Source organism: Paraliobacillus sp. X-1268 (assembly GCF_003426095.1).
In the GTDB taxonomy this organism is placed as follows: Bacteria; Bacillota; Bacilli; order Bacillales; family Amphibacillaceae; genus Paraliobacillus_A; species Paraliobacillus_A zengyii.
The window spans coordinates 656,793-676,690 of sequence record NZ_QJSK01000001.1; the positions used below are offsets into that span (position 1 = coordinate 656,793).

General features: G+C 36.0%; 18 protein-coding genes. 13 read left to right on the forward strand and 5 right to left on the reverse strand.

Annotation, left to right across the window (positions count from 1 at the left end; genetic code table 11):
• The first annotated feature begins 137 nt into the window (after nucleotides 1-137).
• Nucleotides 138-1,466: a TrkH family potassium uptake protein gene (locus D2K62_RS03370; protein WP_112180682.1), complete on the forward strand. Its 1,329-nt coding sequence runs from the start codon at nucleotides 138-140 to the stop codon at nucleotides 1,464-1,466.
• A 208-nt stretch (nucleotides 1,467-1,674) separates the two neighbouring features.
• Complete coding sequence (locus D2K62_RS03375; RefSeq protein ID WP_117148761.1) at nucleotides 1,675-2,811, forward strand: MFS transporter; 1,137 nt, start codon at nucleotides 1,675-1,677, stop codon at nucleotides 2,809-2,811.
• A 103-nt stretch (nucleotides 2,812-2,914) separates the two neighbouring features.
• Here the strand turns inward: D2K62_RS03375 and D2K62_RS03380 are convergent, their stop codons facing one another.
• Nucleotides 2,915-3,373, reverse strand: coding sequence for a DUF6884 domain-containing protein (locus tag D2K62_RS03380; RefSeq protein ID WP_117160997.1), 459 nt, complete (start codon nucleotides 3,371-3,373; stop codon nucleotides 2,915-2,917).
• A gap of 823 nt (nucleotides 3,374-4,196) precedes the next feature.
• Between D2K62_RS03380 and ilvB the strand changes: the two genes are divergently transcribed.
• From ilvB to leuD, 7 genes are all read left to right on the forward strand, one after another.
• The gene (gene ilvB / locus D2K62_RS03385; protein ID WP_369974621.1) at nucleotides 4,197-5,930 is read left to right on the forward strand and encodes a biosynthetic-type acetolactate synthase large subunit; all 1,734 of its coding nucleotides are present in this window, start codon (nucleotides 4,197-4,199) and stop codon (nucleotides 5,928-5,930) included.
• Nucleotides 5,927-6,451 (forward strand): acetolactate synthase small subunit, encoded by a 525-nt coding sequence (gene ilvN, locus D2K62_RS03390; RefSeq protein ID WP_112180679.1) that lies wholly within the window; start codon nucleotides 5,927-5,929, stop codon nucleotides 6,449-6,451. Before ilvB ends, ilvN begins: the two co-directional genes overlap by 4 nt.
• Nucleotides 6,452-6,521: 70 nt before the next feature.
• Nucleotides 6,522-7,553, forward strand: a complete 1,032-nt coding sequence (gene ilvC, locus D2K62_RS03395) for a ketol-acid reductoisomerase (protein WP_112180678.1) — start codon at nucleotides 6,522-6,524, stop codon at nucleotides 7,551-7,553.
• Nucleotides 7,540-9,096, forward strand: coding sequence for a 2-isopropylmalate synthase (locus D2K62_RS03400; protein WP_117160910.1), 1,557 nt, complete (start codon nucleotides 7,540-7,542; stop codon nucleotides 9,094-9,096). Before ilvC ends, D2K62_RS03400 begins: the two co-directional genes overlap by 14 nt.
• Nucleotides 9,097-9,114: 18 nt before the next feature.
• Entirely contained in the window at nucleotides 9,115-10,188 is a 1,074-nt protein-coding gene (leuB, locus tag D2K62_RS03405) for a 3-isopropylmalate dehydrogenase (RefSeq protein ID WP_112180676.1), read from the forward strand.
• 40 nt (nucleotides 10,189-10,228) lie between these two features.
• Nucleotides 10,229-11,644 (forward strand): 3-isopropylmalate dehydratase large subunit, encoded by a 1,416-nt coding sequence (gene leuC / locus D2K62_RS03410; protein ID WP_112180675.1) that lies wholly within the window; start codon nucleotides 10,229-10,231, stop codon nucleotides 11,642-11,644.
• Between the two features lie 86 nt (nucleotides 11,645-11,730).
• Entirely contained in the window at nucleotides 11,731-12,339 is a 609-nt protein-coding gene (leuD, locus tag D2K62_RS03415) for a 3-isopropylmalate dehydratase small subunit (RefSeq protein WP_112180674.1), read from the forward strand.
• A 634-nt stretch (nucleotides 12,340-12,973) separates the two neighbouring features.
• Here the strand turns inward: leuD and D2K62_RS03420 are convergent.
• Complete coding sequence (locus tag D2K62_RS03420; protein ID WP_117149303.1) at nucleotides 12,974-13,273, reverse strand: hypothetical protein; 300 nt, start codon at nucleotides 13,271-13,273, stop codon at nucleotides 12,974-12,976.
• 242 nt (nucleotides 13,274-13,515) lie between these two features.
• Between D2K62_RS03420 and D2K62_RS03425 the strand changes: the two genes are divergently transcribed.
• From D2K62_RS03425 to D2K62_RS03440, 4 genes are all read left to right on the forward strand, one after another.
• The gene (locus D2K62_RS03425; protein ID WP_117160911.1) at nucleotides 13,516-14,634 is read left to right on the forward strand and encodes an amino acid ABC transporter substrate-binding protein; all 1,119 of its coding nucleotides are present in this window, start codon (nucleotides 13,516-13,518) and stop codon (nucleotides 14,632-14,634) included.
• 82 nt (nucleotides 14,635-14,716) lie between these two features.
• The gene (locus D2K62_RS03430) at nucleotides 14,717-15,889 is read left to right on the forward strand and encodes an amino acid ABC transporter permease (RefSeq protein WP_117160912.1); all 1,173 of its coding nucleotides are present in this window, start codon (nucleotides 14,717-14,719) and stop codon (nucleotides 15,887-15,889) included.
• A 5-nt stretch (nucleotides 15,890-15,894) separates the two neighbouring features.
• Nucleotides 15,895-17,097 (forward strand): amino acid ABC transporter permease, encoded by a 1,203-nt coding sequence (locus tag D2K62_RS03435; RefSeq protein WP_117160913.1) that lies wholly within the window; start codon nucleotides 15,895-15,897, stop codon nucleotides 17,095-17,097.
• A gap of 25 nt (nucleotides 17,098-17,122) precedes the next feature.
• Nucleotides 17,123-17,884 (forward strand): amino acid ABC transporter ATP-binding protein, encoded by a 762-nt coding sequence (locus tag D2K62_RS03440; protein ID WP_112180669.1) that lies wholly within the window; start codon nucleotides 17,123-17,125, stop codon nucleotides 17,882-17,884.
• A 51-nt stretch (nucleotides 17,885-17,935) separates the two neighbouring features.
• Here D2K62_RS03440 and D2K62_RS03445 read toward each other — a convergent pair whose 3' ends face one another.
• From D2K62_RS03445 to D2K62_RS18680, 3 genes are all read right to left on the reverse strand, one after another.
• Entirely contained in the window at nucleotides 17,936-18,358 is a 423-nt protein-coding gene (locus D2K62_RS03445) for a GNAT family N-acetyltransferase (protein ID WP_112180668.1), read from the reverse strand.
• A gap of 56 nt (nucleotides 18,359-18,414) precedes the next feature.
• On the reverse strand, nucleotides 18,415-19,464 hold the full coding sequence (locus D2K62_RS03450) for a lactonase family protein (protein ID WP_112180667.1): 1,050 nt from the start codon (nucleotides 19,462-19,464) through the stop codon (nucleotides 18,415-18,417).
• Nucleotides 19,465-19,593: 129 nt separating this feature from the next.
• Nucleotides 19,594-19,740: a hypothetical protein gene (locus D2K62_RS18680; protein WP_157967370.1), complete on the reverse strand. Its 147-nt coding sequence runs from the start codon at nucleotides 19,738-19,740 to the stop codon at nucleotides 19,594-19,596.
• Nucleotides 19,741-19,898: the final 158 nt, after the last annotated feature.

Consider the following 19,898-nt stretch of genomic DNA (forward strand, 5'->3'; position numbering starts at 1 on the left):
ACGGCATGATCTTATCGCCCTCTCTAATATAATTGATATAAAGACTAGCAAAAGTGTCTTTCATTTATTAAAAAAAGTGATAGAATACTTCTATGTAAGTACAACAATACATTTTAAAATTGATAATGAGGTATAACATGAAAAATCTAAAATCAAAACTTTTAACATTTTCACCACCCCAAGTATTGGCCATTAGTTTTTTAGTAGTGATTATATTAGGCACATTAGCATTAAAACTTCCCATTTCAACCACAGCTCCTATCAACTGGTTGGATGCTTTATTCACAGCAACATCTGCTACTACAGTAACAGGGCTAATTGTTGTCGATACAGCAACTGTTTTTACTCGATTTGGCCAAACAGTCATTATGATTATGATCCAATTTGGGGGAATTGGTTTAATGACATTTGCGATGTTTACACTACTAGTAATCGGTCGGAAAATTACGTTTAAACAACGTCTATTCTTGTCTTCGAGTTTTAACCAAGACACACCTGGCGGAATCGTTCGTTTAGTTAAATTACTAATGAGCTTTGTTGTTATTGTAGAAGCTTCTGGCTTTTTAATTCTTGCGCTAGATTGGGTACCTAAATATGGTTGGTCAGATGGTTTGTTTCACAGTATTTTTCATAGTATTTCAGCATTTAACAATGCTGGATTCTCAACATGGACTGATAACTTAATGGGACATGCAATTAATCCTGTAGTGAATATTGTCATTACCATTTTATTTATCATTGGTGGGATTGGATTTACCGTTATTGCAGATCTAAAAGTCAATAAGCATTGGCATCCCCTAACCCTGCATACGAAATTAATGCTAATTGGAACATTTGCGATTAATTTGATTTCTTTATTCGTAATTTTAGCTATCGAATATAATAATCCATTAACAATTGGTACATTCAGTCATTTTGATAAAGTGCTTGCTTCTTATTTTCAAGCTGTTGCACCTCGTACTGCAGGATTTAATACGATTGATATCGGTTCAATGGAGGATGGTTCCTTGCTCTATACCATTATGTTAATGTTTATTGGAGGAGGTAGTGGTTCTACTGCTAGTGGGGTAAAACTTACAACGATTATCGTCGTACTGTTATCCACTTATGCTTTTTTAACTACTAAAGAAGGACCTGTTATATTTAAACGTACTATTCCAAGAGATATAATTATAAGATCTTTGGCTATTATTAGTATCGGCTTTGCAGTCATTTTCATTTTCACACTAGCCTTAACAATTACGGAAAAGGCAGACTTTCTAGTAATTCTATTTGAAGTTGTTTCAGCTTTTGGAACAGTTGGATTATCAATGGGATTAACCGGTTCTTTAACAGATATCGGTCGAGAACTACTCATTTTACTTATGTTCATTGGTCGTTTAGGACCATTAACATTTGCATTTTTATTAGCAAGACCCCACAATACACACATTCGTTATCCAAAAGGTGACGTGCATACAGGATAATTAATTTAGATAATAATTGAAAAAGAAACCAGATTCACCGAAAAAGTCGTCGAACATTTATTTTGCTTAAGTGTCCGTCGACTTTTTTATCTACCTACTTCGCTTTCTAAATACACTATCCTATCTGAAAAAATATCTTATATACTGGCACACTTTATTTTCAGATTAATATAGTACATTAGTCCATTTAATTTTGAGGTGATGCTCGATGACTAAAGTTACTTTTACTGCGATTGTTTTAATCTATTGTTCTATTTTTATAGCAAGTAGTATTTATCTCATGATCCCGCTTCAACCATTGTTGGCAGACAAATTTAATGTGTCCCTACACTTTGCCTCTCTGCCTAGCACATTATTTGTTATCCCTTATGCGCTAGGACTAGTTTTCTTTGGTCTATTGGCTGATCACTTTTCATTACGAAAAATCTTGTTAACCGGAATGACATTGTTGGCAGGGGTTACCTTATTGCTTAGCTTTAGTAATTCATTTACTAGTTTAATTATTTTACGAACTTTTCAAGGATTTCTGGCAGCAAGCTTTGCTCCTGTAACTTTTGCTTATTGCTTTAAGCATTTTAAAGATACTTCTCAGACATTTATCATCGCTATGATTAATACTGGCTTTTTATTCGCAGGTGTTTTCGGTCAAATGACCGCTGTATTCTTTACTGAATTGAGTTCGTATCACGTTGTTTTTATAGCCTTCTTTTGCTTTTATTTCAGTTGTTTTATTGGTCTATTTCTTACACTCAAACAATCCAATCCTGTACAAACAGATAATACTAAAAAAATCCAACCTATAATTTTAGCATGTTTTCGTGATCATACATTGAAAAAGGTATACCGGATTACTTTCTTCTTACTATTCACTATTATGTTATTTTATGGCTCATTTGAAATTCATTTATATAATGACTCGCATAAATTCCCATTTTCTGCACAAATCCTTCGTTTCATAAGCTTAATTGGCATTTCACCAGCGTTTTTCTCTAGTTTTTTCGTTAAAAAGTGGGGTGTGAAATCTGTATTGCGGTTTCAATTAGGTATTATGGTAGTGGGATTTATTCCAGCTGTTGTTTCGTTAAATGTCTTTACTATCTTAATTGCTTCCCTATTTATGATTGCCTCTACTTCATTAACTATCCCAATGGTTGTATTGCTTGTAGGAAAACATGCGGCTGTATTTAAATCTACTGCGGTGGCCCTATACTCTTTCGTACTATTAATTGGGGCAAGTATTGGTTCTATGCTAGCACCATTCATCCCTTTTACTACTGTCCTTTCTCTTATACCTATTCTTTTTGTTGTGCTTATCATCTTTTCCAGTTCAATTCCAAGCGAGTAAATGAACCTCAGGCAATGAAAAAGTATGAATTCTCTAATTAATTTTATTAGAGAAATCATACTTTATTTCGTTAGAGGAATTCTACTTCCTTTGTCATTAAGTTTTAATGTAAGATTTTATTATTTTCAACCGCATATTTTAATCGCTGTTGCATCTCTCCTATTCCCTTTGTACCCAATAATGGATAACGAATATTCTGATCAGGTCCAAACGTTTCTTCAATAATAGGTTGATACTTTTTACCGGTTAAGGAAATAATTTGATCAAACGTATCTAGTTTTTTATCAATTAGTTGAGCTTGTAATTCTTTAATCGAAATAACTTCCTCAGAATACTTCTTTTCAAATGTCACGTTATAATCTTCAAGGATTATCTCATAAGGTAGCATTAACCCGTGTTTGCCTGATAGCACTACCCATTGATTACAAAACATTTCTGCATATTGTTCACACATCCGGTGCAACACACCAATATATGCATCTTTCACGACTGTAGGTCCTTGAGAAGAATCACTATCCCAGATCTTTTTTTTACCACAAGGAATGATAGCTAATTGTTTCATGAACATTCTCCTTCCTCTTCACTACATATCATACCATGGATAATTGCCTGTTTTTAATAAAATACACTAACAATTAACAAGTAGCTCTCGTAAGATATTCTTACAAGCAATATCTACAATTCAACATGATAAAAGGTGCATCAACATTAGTGATAACAAGGATTTATCGGTATTACTACTTAACTATTCTATTTAATAAAACACACATTTTTTATAAATATCAGAAAATTTTCACTAAACCTGTTGACCTCACCTCAAAATGGTTGTATGATTGTCGAAAACCAAATAAATTATTTATTCTAACTTTTGAAAGAATTTTTTAAAAATTTCGAACAGACGTACAACTTAACCAAAATGAAAGAATATGTTACACTTGACCTAATTAAACAAAACTTGTCACATCTAACAATACTGATGGTATAATGGATGAAGAAGGATAAGCTAAATGATATGAAATAAATAAATCGATGAAGAGAACAAAGGAATAAGTTCTTGTATTTACAGAGAGCCGGGGTTGCTGGAAGCCCGGAAATACATTTTATTCTGACATCGTCTCGGAGTGCTAAATTGAACAGGGTTAACTTAAGTAGATTTGGCCGGGTGAATTACAGTTCACTCGTTAAAAAAAAGAAGTAAGCTATTATAGCTTACTTCATTGAGACAGCACTTGTAAAAGTGTTGTGAATCAGGGTGGTACCGTGAAAAGCAAAGACCTTTTCTCCCTTGTAATACTGCAATTGATATAGCTGCAGTTTATTTGGAGAAAACAGGTCTTTTTTCTTTTATATTAAAACACTTTTAAAATATGCAGGAGGGATTATAAATGGCGAAAATGACAATGAAACAGGAAGAACAAGTCAATGCAACTAACAAAACACCGAAAACAGGGGCGGATCTTTTAGTTGAATCTTTAATTGATGCTGGTGTAGACACATTATTTGGTTATCCTGGTGGTGCTGTCTTACCAATTTTCGACGCATTATATAGAGCTAAAGGATCATTTAATCAAATTCTAGCACGACATGAGCAAGGATCCATTCACGCTGCCGAAGGGTATGCACGTGTATCAGGAAAACCAGGTGTCGTAATTGCTACTTCTGGTCCTGGTGCGACTAACTTGGTTACAGGAATTGCCGATGCAATGATGGATTCACTTCCAATGGTAGTTTTCACAGGGCAAGTTAACCAAGGTGTCATTGGTACCGATGCTTTCCAGGAAGCTGATATTATGGGGATTACTACTCCTATTACGAAGTATAATTATCAAGTAAGATCGATCAAGGACTTACCTCGTATCGTTAAAGAAGCTTTTCATATCGCTTCAACTGGTCGTCCTGGTCCTGTTGTAGTTGATATTCCAAAAGATTTAGCAGCTAATCCTTGTGAAGATCATTATGAAACAGATTTTTACTTACCAGGCTATCAACCAACAATTAAACCGAACCCAATGCAAGTAAAAAAATTGGGTGAGGCATTAAAAGTAGCCAAGAAGCCACTTATCCTTACTGGTGCTGGTATATCTACCGCAAAAGCATCTGAAGAAATCAAAGCATTTGTAGAACAACATCAAATTCCAGTTGTTTCTACTCTACTTGGATTAGGTGCATTTCCTGGCGAACATCCCTTATTTCTAGGTATGGCTGGGATGCACGGAACTTATGCAGCAAATAAGGCAATTTATGAAAGTGACTTGTTAATTAATATTGGCGCACGTTTTGACGACCGACTAACAGGTAATCTAGACCATTTTGCCCCAGCAGCGATCATTGCTCATATTGACATTGACCCTGCTGAAATTGGTAAAAACATCACAACGCATATTCCAATTGTTGCTGATGCTAAACTAGCACTAACACAAATGCTTACACAGATTAAGACATCACCAGATTATGATGAATGGTTAGATCATGTTCAAGAAAACAAGAAAGATTATCCACTTTGGTATAACAAACCTGAATCTGAAATGATTGGGCAATGGGTAATTGAACAAGTTTACAAAACGACTGAAGGCAATGCAATTGTTACAACAGACGTTGGTCAACATCAAATGTGGTCAGCACAATATTACAAATTCAGTCAACCAAATCGTTGGGTTACCTCCGGTGGACTTGGAACAATGGGATTTGGTTTTCCAGCAGCTATTGGAGCGCAATTAGCAGCCCCTAAAGACACAGTAGTAGCGATTGTTGGTGACGGTGGTTTTCAAATGACACTACAAGAACTATCAATCTTACAAGAACGTGGCTTGCCAGTGAAAATCATCATTGTTAATAATTCTGCTTTAGGAATGGTTAGACAATGGCAGGAATCATTTTATGAGAAACGTTATTCTGAATCGATTTTTGCCATCCAGCCTGATTTCGTTAAGCTTGCTGAAGCTTATGAAATTAAAGGGGTAAAAATAGATACACAAAAAGAACTAGCAGAAAAGTTACCAGCACTTATCGCTTATGACGGACCCGTGCTAATTGATTGTCGGGTTTTACAACAAGAAAATGTATATCCGATGATTGCACCTGGCAAAGGTATTCATGAAATGATAGGAGTGAAACCATGAAACGAATTATAACAGCCACTGTTCAGAATCGTAGTGGCGTCTTAAACCGAATTACTGGACTATTACAAAAACGACAATTCAATATTGAAAGTATTTCTGTCGGTCGTACTGAGGTCGATGGAGTTTCAAAAATAACATTTGTTGTCGATGTAGAAGATAATCAAAAACTAGAACAAGTAACAAAACAACTCAATAAACAAATCGACGTGCTAAAGGTTTCTGATATTACAGATAAAGCCATTGTTGCACGTGAGCTTGCACTAATTAAAATCGTTAGTAACAGCCAGCTACGTGCTGAAATACAAGGTATTATTGAACCTTTCCGTGCAACTGTTATTGATGTAAGTAAAGATACATTATCTGTTCAGGTAACTGGTAAACCAGAAAAGGTTGAAGCGTTAATTGAACTCTTACGACCTTATGGTATTAAAGAATTAGCTCGTACTGGCGTAACAGCATTCCAACGTGGTCAACAGCCACAGGTTGCACAAGAAAATACGTCATTTTCATTGCTCCATTAAAAGACAGAAGTAACATGTATCTTACATTTACTATATAAAAATAAAACAAATTTGAGAGGATGTATTCATTATGGCAAAAGTACTTTATCACAACGATATTCAAGAAGAGGTTCTAAAATCTAAAAAAATCGCAGTTATTGGATATGGCTCTCAAGGTCATGCACATGCATTAAACTTAAAAGAAAGTGGTTTTGATGTTGTTGTTGGTCTTCGCAAAGGTAAATCATGGGACAAAGCAGTTGAAGACGGTGTAGAAGTTAAAACAGTCGCTGAAGCTACTAAAGCAGCAGACGTTGTTATGATTCTATTACCTGATGAAAATCAACCTACTATTTATAAGGAAAGTATTGAAGCAAACTTAGAAGCTGGTAATGCATTAGTATTCGCACATGGTTTTAATGTTCATTTTAATCAAGTCGTACCTCCAGCAGATGTAGATGTATTCTTAGTAGCGCCAAAAGGACCTGGACATCTTGTTCGTCGTACTTTTGAAGAAGGTGCTGGTGTACCTGCACTTTATGGTATTTATCAAGATTATACTGGTAAAGCAACTGAAACCGCTCTTGCATACGCTAAAGGAATTGGTGCGGGACGTGCTGGAATTCTACAAACTTCATTCCAGGAAGAAACAGAAACAGATCTTTTCGGTGAGCAAGCTGTCCTTTGTGGTGGTGTAAGTAGCTTAGTAAAAGCTGGATTTGAAACTCTTACAGAGGCTGGTTACCAACCAGAAGTTGCTTATTTTGAATGTATGCATGAACTTAAATTGATTGTTGACTTGATGTATGAAGGTGGACTTGAAGGAATGCGTTACTCTATCTCTGATACAGCGCAATGGGGAGATTATGTTTCTGGACCACGCGTTGTGAATGCAGAGACAAAAGCTCGCATGAAAGACGTATTAACTGATATTCAAACAGGTGTATTTGCTAAAGGTTGGATTTTAGAGAACCAAGCAAACCGTCCACAGTTTAACGCTATTACTGCTTCAGAAAATAAACACCAAATTGAAAAAGTTGGGAAAGAACTTCGTGAGTTAATGCCCTTTGTAAATCAAAGAGCAAAAGCTAAGAAAGAAGTGGTCAAGAATGACTCGAATTAAAATATTTGATACCACACTACGGGACGGCGAACAGTCCCCTGGTGTGAATTTGAATCAAATTGAAAAACTTGAAATTGCTAAACAATTAGAACGCTTGGGTGTTGATGTTATGGAGGCAGGTTTTCCTGCTTCCTCCCAAGGTGATTTTGATGCCGTTCAAAAAATTGCAGATACAATCGAAAATGTTACGGTTACAGCTTTAGCACGAGCGTTTAAATCAGATATTGATCGTGCCTGGGAAGCGATTAAAAATGCTAAAAAACCAAGAATACATGTTTTTATCGCAACCTCCCCTATTCACATGGAATATAAGTTAAAAAAGACCGCTGAAGAAGTAACAGATATTGCAGTTAACATGGTACGTTATGCGAAAGAAAAATGTGATGATATCGAATGGTCAGCAGAAGATGCATCTCGAACTGAATTACCTTTTTTAGCATCTATTATTGAGAAAGTAATTGATGCCGGTGCAACCGTAATTAACTTGCCTGATACTGTAGGATTTACGACACCAAAAGAATATGGAGAAATGTTTCGGTATATTAAAGAAAATGTACCAAATATCGACAAAGTTGATTTATCTTGTCACTGCCATGATGACCTTGGAATGGCAGCAGCAAACTCTATTGCAGCCGTTCAGAATGGTGCGACACAAATTGAAGGTACAATTAATGGTATTGGAGAACGGGCAGGTAATGTTGCTTTAGAGGAATTGGCCGTTGCTTTTAAAATACGAGAAGATTTTTACCCTTACACTACTAATTTAACGTTAAAGGAAATAAAGCGAACGAGCGATCTAATAAGTAAACTTACTGGAATGGTTGTTCCCGGTAATAAAGCCGTTGTTGGTCGTAATGCATTTGCTCATGAATCTGGTATTCACCAAGATGGTGTACTGAAAAATGCACAAACATATGAAATTATCACTCCTGAATTGGTTGGTATTCAATCCAATAACTTGGTTCTAGGTAAGCACTCTGGAAAACATGCTTTTAAAGATAAAATTGAACAACTCGAATTCACTATAACAGATGAACAAATTACAGAAGCTTTTAAATCTTTTAAACTTTTAACAGATAGAAAAAAAGAAGTAACCGAAGATGATCTATTTGTTATATTAACTGATATTCAAACCGATTTAAGTACACGTAAAAAATATGAGTTACTTTCTTTTCAAGTTCAGTACGGTTCCCATAACTTGCCCACTGCAACAGTTGCGTTAAATACACCAGAGGGCAAAAGAGTTGAAACAGCACGCACTGGTCAAGGAAGTGTAGAAGCTTTATATAATACGATTGAAGCATTAATTGAAGAAAAAATACAACTTACTGATTTTACCTTAAATTCAATTGGTAAAGGTACAGATGCACTAGCAGAAGTACATGTAAGTATGACTGTAGAAGAATACCAGACTTCTATGAGTGGCCGTGGTACTGCTCAGGATGTATTAGAAGCTGCTGCTCACGCATTTATAAATGCAATAAACAGAATTTTCTTAACTAAAAATAATACTAAAAAAATAGATGCATCTGAAAATATCTAACCAATCGGAGGATAAATGATGGAAAAAAATATTGTACTTCTTCCCGGTGATGGAATTGGACCTGAAATTATCGATGCTACAACAGAAGTCCTCTCGGTTATTGCAACTAAATTTGGTCATAGCTTTACATTTGATTCACAAGCAATTGGAGGTAGTGCTATCGATCTATATGACACACCTCTTCCCGATCAAACGATTGCAGCTTGTAAACAAGCAGATGCCGTTTTATTAGGTGCAGTAGGTGGGCCGAAATGGGATAACAACCCTTCCCACTTACGACCTGAGCGTGGCCTTCTAGGCATTCGTAAAGCATTAGATTTATACGCTAATTTACGCCCAGTAAAAGGTTTCAAAAAACTATTAAGTGCTTCTCCATTAAAAGCAGAAGTTATTAACGGTAGTGACTTATTAATCGTTAGAGAGTTAACTGGTGGTTTATATTTCGGAACTCCTAGTGAACGACGTGATAATGGTAATGCGGTAGTCGATACATTGAGTTATAGTCGTTATGAAATGGAACGAATTATCGATAAAGGGTTTCAAAGCGCGCAATTACGTAACAAGAAACTTACTTCAGTTGATAAAGCAAATGTTTTAGAATCTAGTAAACTATGGCGAGAAATTGTCGAAGAAAAAAAAGCTGCCTATCCAGATGTCGAAGTAGATCATTTACTAGTAGATGCTGCCGCAATGAAATTAATTACAAATCCTAGCCAATTTGATGTAATTGTTACAGAGAATATGTTTGGAGATATTTTAAGCGATGAAGCTTCTGTCTTAACAGGTTCTTTAGGAATGCTACCATCTGCAAGCTTAGCTGAAAATGGCGTTGGTTTATATGAACCAGCACATGGTTCAGCACCAGATATTGCCGGTTTAGGGATAGCGAACCCTATTGCAACATTATTATCAGCTGCTTTGATGTTACGCTACTCTTTTTCATTCGAAGAAGAAGCAGCTTTAATCGAAGAAGCAATTGAAGCGTGTATAGACAAAGGATACTATACTGCTGATTTACAAGTTCAAAGTGGAGAAAAAGTAAACACACAGGAAATGACTGAAGCTATTATTGCTTACATCGAGCAAAAATAATAACCTTCATTTTCACAAAAGTAAAGGAGTGATTTCTAACATGGGAAAAGCCAAAACAGTTATCGAAAAAATCTGGGATAAACATGTTGTCCATCAAGAAGAAGGTAAACCAGATCTTCTCTACATTGACCTTCACCTTGTTCATGAAGTTACCTCCCCTCAAGCTTTTGAGGGATTGCGTTTGCAAGGACGGACGGTTCGTCAACCAAATCGAACATTTGCTACGATGGATCACAACGTACCTACTGTGCACCGAAATGTTATTAAAGATGAAGTATCAAAAAAACAAATGGATCAACTAAAAATAAACTGTAAAGAATTCGGTGTACCTTTGGCAGGTATTAATCACCGTCATCAAGGTATTGTACACGTCATTGGTCCAGAACTTGGTTTAACACAGCCTGGAAAGACCATTGTATGTGGAGATAGCCATACATCGACACACGGTGCTTTTGGTGCACTAGCGTTTGGTATTGGTACAAGTGAAGTAGAACATGTTCTTGCTACACAAACTATCTGGCAAGCAAAACCGAAAACGTTGAATGTTAAAATCGATGGTAAATTAGGTGTTGGTATTACAGCTAAAGATTTAATACTTGCAATAATTGGTAAATTCGGCGTTAAATTTGGAACTGGTTATGTCATTGAATATACTGGTGAGGCAATTCGAAATCTTTCTATGGAAGGCCGAATGACTATCTGTAATATGTCCATTGAGGCTGGAGCGCGTGCCGGGTTAGTTAGTCCTGATGATACAACGATTGATTATCTTCGCGGAAAAAAATATATACCAGAAGATGAAGATGCTTTTAACCAGTTGGCTGCAGACTGGAGAGCACTAGCTACTGATGAAGGTGCTAGTTATGATGCGATGGTAGAAATGGATGCTGCTGAAATTGAACCGCAAGTTACTTGGGGAACAAATCCTAGTATGTGTATTCCAATAAGCGCTAATATTCCTAGTCCAGATGATGCAACTTCTGAGAATGATAGAAATGAAATAAAAAGCGCATTAGAATATATGGGACTAGAAGCAGGCAAACCAATATCATCGGTAACAATCGAGCATGTTTTTATCGGATCTTGTACAAATTCACGGCTAGCTGATTTACAACGTGCGGCAGAGATTATTAACGGTAGAAAAGTCCACCCGAATGTACGTGCTATGGTCGTACCTGGTTCACAATCTGTTAAAACAGCTGCTGAAGAACTTGGATTAGATCGGATCTTTATCGATGCTGGTTTTGAATGGCGCGGAGCCGGTTGTAGTATGTGTCTTGCAATGAATGATGATGTTGTACCTTCTGGTGAGCGTTGTGCCTCTACTTCAAATCGCAACTTTGAAGGTCGTCAAGGTACTGGTGCACAAACACATCTAGTTAGTCCAGAAATGGCGGCTGCAGCTGCAATTGAAGGCCACTTTGTTGATGTTCGCAACTTGCCTGTAGGTGTGTAAGCTTAATTGGGTGTGAGGGAAACAAGCATGACTAATTTATTACCTCCCTCCCCTTTTACTAACAATTTTATTAGGAGGTACTTCAAATGGAACCAATTAGAAAACATAACGGACTTGTCTATCCACTGAATCGCGCTAATGTCGATACTGATCAGATAATACCAAAACAATTCTTAAAAAGAATTTCTCGCTTAGGATTTGGCGAATTCTTATTCTATAATTGGCGTTATGATGAAAAGGATCAACCTAGACCTGATTTTTCTTTAAATCAACCGAAATACGCAAATGCTTCTATTTTAGTAGCTGGTGATAACTTTGGTTGTGGTTCATCTCGTGAACATGCTCCTTGGGCACTGCAAGATTTTGGTTTTAGAGTTATCATTGCATCGAGTTTTGCAGATATTTTCTATAATAACTGCACAAAGAACGGGATTTTGCCTGTTCGTTTAACCGATCAAGAAGCACAACAATTAATTGAAAATGCACAAGCAAAAGATTATGATATCACAGTAGATTTAGAGTCAAAGAAAGTTTATGATAGTGAAGGTTTTGAAGCTGACTTTGACATTTCACCTTATCAAAGAGAAATGCTTTTAAATGGCTGGGACGAAATAGCTGTTACGTTAACCCAAGCAGATAAAATCGATAAATTCGAATCAAACCATATCATTCACCCAGCTGTTATCACCAACTAAACCCTCCTTATTAGGAGGGTTTTTTAGTATATATTTTTCATAAGACTATCTTGCTAGTTAAACAACGCAATAGAGAGAAACTACGACGTAAAATTCTTTATATAAATTGCAATACAACAGAATTTATGCCCCCGCTCCTCAAGCGAAATGGGCTCCCTTTCCGCAGGCACGGCTTCAGCTAACTCGGAAGAAAATACGCTTCCGAGTGGATCTTCAGCCCGTGGGATTGCGATTACTCATCCCATCGAAAACATTTGCTGTTCCTGCAGGAGTGTCGCCCATTTCACTTGATCCGCTAGTTTTGTCTTTAAACATTTTATGAACTACAAATAAACAAATTAATCAATCTCTTGAAAATGTTTCGATTGACTCTGGTCTTACGCTAAAAATAGATCCACTAAACAGCGAAGGAAGCAAATGCTTGACACTCCTACAGGAACAGTGCGAGCCGAAGATCCACTTAGTAAAACGTTCTTTGTTTTACTAAGTTAGCTGAGGCCGTGCCCGTGGAAAGGGAAAGCATTTGCTACCGTAGCGTAGAAATTAGTGAATTATTTATGTAGTCAATAACAATGTTGTTTCACACTTAATGATTATAGTAAATCTACATTATGAATATCCGGCTTCATTTCAGTTAATGATCATGACTGTGTGTAACTTCTTGTGAGGTTACTTTTGTTTCAATATGATCGTGTACTTTGCAATACCTTACTTCTGTTTTAACTTTATTTACCACGCTACACGTTTTTTCTTTTTCAATAAAATGGTGCCATACATTAAATTCATGCGAGTAAATAGGAACATCATGATATGAAACCTTTTGAATCTCCCATATATGATTCTCAGATTGTTGCTCATCTTCATGTGCAGCTTGCAATATAGTTGGTTGCATAAAATATACCAGTAGAAAGCCACATACTAATCCTACTTTCATTGCAGATTCTCCTTTACATGAAACATAATCTTTTTGTTAGTTTATCTACAATTTTTGAAACTATACATATTAAAAAGTAAAGTATTATCAGAATTTTCAAATAATACGGAAGACAATCTAACCAACTAGTGTTATTTTTTGTGATCAATCTGTAAACTAAGCGTGTAGGATATTCTCACAACACTTTTTACTTTAGTTCTATACCATTTACATAGAACTATAAAAAATAAGGGGGATTTACTTTGATAAAACGCAAAAATTATTTATCCGTTCTTTTGGCTAGCTTTTTCTTGATTCTCGCACTATTTTTGACTGGTTGTTCATCCGAAGAAGATGCTAGCACAGACGAAAGTGAAACACCTACCGAAGAAACAGAAGATACTGAAGAAACTTCCTCTGACAACGACTCTGGTTCCACTCTAGCTGCTGTTGAAGAAAGAGGAGAAGTTGTTGTTGGTGGTAATAGTCAATTACCTGGTTTTGGTTATGTAAATGAAGATGGTGATTACGAAGGATTTGATATTGATTTTGGTAAAGCACTTGCAGCTGCTATCTTTGATGATCCAGAAGCAATTGAAGTAAGACCCCTTTCAGCTCAAGAGCGTTTTACCGCTTTACAAACTGGTGAAATTGATGTCTTGATTCGAAATACAACATGGACAACAACACGTGATACTGAGCTTGGAACAAATTTTGGTCCAACGACTTTTTATGACGGGCAAGGAATGATGGTTACAAAAGAAAGTGGCATAACAAGTTTGGAAGATTTAGCTGGAGCACGTATTGGTGTTGAAACAGGTACCACAACAGAAATGAACTTAGCTGACCAATTCCGTAAATTAGGAATCGAATATGAACAAGTAGTATTTGATGACAGTGATTCATTAGTTGAGGCATATGAAGCAGGTACAGTTGATGCATGGACTACTGATAAATCAGGTCTAGTTTCTCGTCAAGCAACATTAGCAGAACCTGATGCACATCTAATTCTTACAGAAGCTTTATCGAAAGAACCACTTGGACCAACAGTTAGACAGGGTGATGATCAGTGGTTCAACATAGTTAAATGGGTAACATTTGCGATTATTGAGGCCGAAGAACTAGGAATTACGTCAGAAAATATTGATGATTTCATGGATAGTGAAGATCCTGTAGTTCGTAGATTCTTAGGAATCGAAGGTGAACTTGGCAGCCTAATGGACTTACCAAATGACTTTGCTTATCGTGTAATTAAACATGTTGGTAATTATGAAGAAATATACAATCGTAATTTAGGAACAGATTCAGTCTTTAATTTAGAACGTGGTTATAATACAAACTGGAAAGATGGTGGATTACTTTACTCACCACCATTCAATTAAGATTATCTAATAGATGATTAAGATCTGCTCTCTTCAGTTAGGGGAGCAGGTCAATTTATTTCCATACGGAAGGGTGAATACTATGAATAAAGAACAAACTGTCCGTACACCGTTCTGGCGTGATAATCGAATATTACCAATCCTATTTCAAGTACTATTTGTCATTTTTATTTTTCTTATTGGTACTTATTTAATTAATAATGCACGTGCAGGATTGGACCGTATCGGAATGAATTTAGGAGTTGGATTTTTAAATAATACAGCTTCTTTTAATATTTCTGAATCAATGATCGATTATCAACCCACTGATACATATTTACGGGCAATCTTAGTTGGAATTCTAAACACAATTAAGGTATCCATAATTGGGATTTTCTTCGCTACGCTAATTGGGGTTTTTGTTGGTATTTCCCGCCTCTCTACTAATTGGCTCGTTCAAAAATTAGCTGGATTGTACATTGACGTATTTCGAAATACACCTTTGCTCGTTCAAATATTCATCTGGTATTTTGCTGTTTTATTACCCTTACCAGCTGTTGATGAAAGTATTGAAATTGGACCCGCATTCTTAAGTAATCGCGGTATTGCTATACCATGGTTAAATATGAACGCCCACACATTTACATGGCTAATCTTATTTTTAATTGGGCTAGTAGGTGCAATTATTCTATGGAAAATCAAGCGAACAAAACAAATTGAAACGGGTAATAGAAAATACCCAGTTGTTTGGGGGATAGGAATTTTAATCCTCTCTCTTCTACTTGCATTTGTGATTACGATGTCTGGGCCAGTAAATATTGATACGCCAGTTCTAGGTAATTTTAACTTCGAAGGTGGATATATTATATCACCAGAATTCTTAGCTGTTTTACTAGGTTTAACCATTTATACAGCTACTTATATTGCTGAAATTGTTCGTGGGGGTATTCTATCCGTTGCAAAAGGGCAAAAAGAAGCAGCCAAAGCATTGGGTTTAAAAAGCTCTACAACAATGCGTCTCGTTGTATTTCCGCAAGCTATCCGGATTATTATCCCGCCATTAACAAGCCAATATCTCAATCTCACAAAAAACTCTAGTTTAGCAATTGCAGCAGGATACGCAGACTTAGTCTTTGTTGCAAATACAACGATGAACCAAGCCGGACATTTTATTGAAATGATTGTCATTATGATTCTTGTTTACTTAACGTTAAGTTTAATAACTTCCGTCTTTATGAATTTCTATAATGCTAAATCTCGGTTAGTAGAGAGGTGAATAGAATGGATATGAATATAAATACAAACCAAGCAACAAGTTCAATTAAACCACCGAAAAATTCACCAGGCCTATTAACATGGCTAAAAAGAAATATGTTTAATAGTTGGTGGAATGTTTTATTATCTTTTATTTCCATTTACTTGCTTTATCAGATTATTTCGGGTACTGCAAATTGGGTTTTTATCACTGCCGAATGGGGTGTAATTAGTAATAACTACCGTTTGTTTATGGTTGGCCAGTACGAACCATCAGAACTATGGCGTGTTTGGACTGGATTAGGATTCATCTCGCTTTTGTTCGGGATGTCAGCTGGAATTTGGAAAGGCACACCCCGTATACTTTCTGGTGTACTGATCTTTATCTTTCTTGTTCATATTTTCGTACCGTTTACGTCAGGACAAAGTAAACTATGGTTACTATCCATTATTGCAGTGATTATTGCTGGCTATATTATTGCGCCATATTTACCAAAGAAAAAATTGATTGTGATAATTGGGTTTTGTTTGGCCTTTCCACTAATCATCTTTTTGCTAAATGGATTTGGAATTTTGCCTGCAGTGAAATCAAATGTATGGGGTGGTTTACTCTTTACAGTATTACTATCAGCTGTAGCAATAATCTTTTCTTTTCCAATCGGAATTTTACTTGCGTTAGGACGCACAAGTAAGTTGCCAGTAATTAAATACTTTTGTATTGGTTATATAGAAGTTATTCGCGGCATTCCTCTAATTACTGTATTGTTCATGGCACAAATATTAATTCCAATATTCTTACCAGAAGGGTTTGAAATAACCAATATCATTCGCGTTATGATTGGCTGTACGCTATTTACAGCTGCTTATATGGCTGAGAATGTACGTGGAGGACTTCAGTCTATTCCAAATGGACAATACGAAGCCTCAAAAGCAATTGGTTTAAATTCGGTACATTCTATGACATTTATCATTATGCCACAAGCATTACGTGCTGTTATCCCTGCAATCGTAGGACAAAGTATTTCCATGTTTAAAGATACATCTCTTGTCGCAATTGTTGGGTTATTCGATATTTTAGGCATTGCCCAAACTGTTAAATCTAATCCTGATTATCTAGGACGTCATATGGAAGTTTATCTATTCATTGCGCTTCTTTATTGGGTAATCGCTTATGCAATGGCTTATTCTAGTCGTCGTTTGGAACGATCTTTAGGTGTTGGTGAAAGATAACTTATACTATTAAGGAGGAATTGATATGATCGAAAGTACGGCAAAACAAACACAACAGGGTCCTATAATAGAGTGTAAGAAAGTCAATAAATGGTTCGGTGATCTACATGTGTTAAAAGATGTTACGTTAACAGCAAATAAAGGAGAAGTTATCGTTATACTCGGTCCATCAGGTTCTGGGAAATCAACCTTTATTCGTACTATTAATGGATTAGAGGAAATACAAAAAGGGAAAATTCATATTGACGGTATTAACCTTTCACACGATATTAAAGATATTGAAGCAATTCGAAAAGAAACAGGGATGGTTTTTCAACAATTCAATCTCTTCCCACATATGACCATTTTAAAGAACATCACACTAGCACCAATCTGGGTTCGGAAAAAGCCAAAAGCAGCAGCAGAAAAACTTGCAAAAGAATTATTAGAACGTGTAGGAATTCCTGAACAAGCAGATAAGTATCCAGGTCAACTTTCAGGTGGACAACAACAACGTGTCGCGATTGCAAGGGCATTAGCAATGCAACCAGAAATTATGTTGTTTGACGAACCTACTTCCGCACTAGATCCAGAAATGATAAAAGAGGTTTTAGATGTTATGAAAGAATTAGCACATTCAGGTATGACTATGTTGGTCGTAACGCATGAAATGGGATTTGCTAGAGAAGTTGCCGACCGGATTGTCCTTTTCGACCAAGGTGAAATTATTGAATCTGGTTCCCCTGAAGAACTATTTGATAACCCTAAGGAAGATCGAACAAAGTTATTTTTATCCCAAATACTATAATAAGTGCAAAGGCTCTGTTATTTTCCAACAGAGCCTTTGCACTTAAAATTACTATTTTAGCCTTTTTTCTAAAAAGTGAAGCGAATAACCCTCTGGATGATCTTCAATCTTACCAACCATTTGATAACCTTGTTTCTTATAAAAATCAGGTGCTTGAAAACTAAATGAATCTAAAAACAGTAAACGGCATTGATTTTCTTTTGCCGTCTCTTCTATTCTTTTTAGTAATTGCCTGCCATATCCCTTACCTCTATTATTACTATCGACCCAAAGAAAATCAATATGAAGATGATACCAAAATGCTGTTGCGGTAATTCCGGCAATAATTTTCTTTGTTTGTGGATCTTCTATTTTAAAACAGAAACTTTGTTTTGCAGTTTTTACGCTATCAGGCAACTGTTCCATATTATAAGCAATAATTTGTTCGCGAATATAGTCACTATCTACAGTATTTCCTTGTATAATTGGTTCCATCTTTTCTCCTCTTCCGCTAAAAAGATGGGCCTTCTATGTTCGAAGACCCATCTTTATTATGCTTCTAAAAATTTTACACAAACTGCCTCAGGCGCTTTAACATCCTTTTGTAATAAGGCTAGCTTACCTGTTTGTTCATCTCTTCTAAAAAGTGTTAATGTTCCAGAATTTTGGTTAGCTGCAACTAAGAACTTTTCAGTAGGATCTAATACAAAATCTCTTGGCCAATCGCCCTCAGTTGATGTCCATTCAACAAATGCTAGTTCTTTTGTTGCTTGATCTATTGCGAACACAGCAATGCTGTTATGACCACGATTTGCAACATAAACAAACTTACCATCCTTTGTTATATGAATACCGCTTCCATCGTTTACATCAGTGTGAGTAGATGGAATAGCTTTAATTGCTTGCATCTCCGTGAAATGGCCATCTTTTGCGTCATATTCTAATGCAATAACTTCTGAAGTTAATTCCGTCATAATATATGCATGCTTACCATCTGGGTGGAAGACAATATGACGAGGACCACTTCCTGGTTTTGGTTCAAAAGTTTGAACTTTTGTTAATTTACCTTTGTCTACAGCATAAGTGATTACATTGTCACTACCTAAATCAATTGCGATAACATATTTTTCATCTGGTGTGAAACCAGCAAAGTGCATATGTGGTTTTTCTTGGCGATCATGTGGTCCGCTTCCTTCATGCTCTGCAACGTCGGCAAGTGATTGCAGAGAACCATCTGCAGCAGTTAAATAAGATTCTACCTTTTTCGTGTGATAATTTGCTGTTACAACATTTGCATTATCATTTGAAACACTAACATGACAAGGTGGTGAACCAGCAGAAGCAAGACTATTTAATTTTGTTAATTCTCCTGTTTTTTCATTTATAGAAAATGCTGTTACACCACCTTCTTCCCCTTCTTTTGATACCGCATACAGAAATTTGTTATCTTTTGTAGTCGTAAGGTAAGTTGGGTTATCTAGCTTAGCTGCAGGTGTTACATCCGTGATCATTTCTTTTTCCAAATCTAATGTGAATTGATAAACCCCTTCACTAGTTTTCTTTGTGTAAGATCCTATATAGCCTATTAAATTTTTCCCCATCATCTAAAACTCCTTTATGTATTGTATAGTTTCATTAATTATAACAAAAGAATATCGCACTCGCTATGTTAACACTTCATGAAATTAAACGAGCAGACGAATTGTTTCATTCGCCTACTCGTTGTTCACTTACATATTTTTGTTTTGATTCATTGCAGAAGTCATTTTGTTCATTACATTTTTTCCGCCACCATTACGTCTCATACTATAATAAGTAGCAGCACCTACACCAATAGATGCAAGCATCGGAAGCATCATACCTTTATTTTTTTGCATTAGTTGTTCACCTCCTGCTTATACTTTTTACTAATTCGTCTAGAATACAACCTGTAATTTTTGACAAGCAGGGAGTGTTGATCAGTGAACAAATTGAAACGTTTATGAAAGTTCATTTACAATGAAAACTAAACTTTTTTAAATTGCTTTCGCGCTCT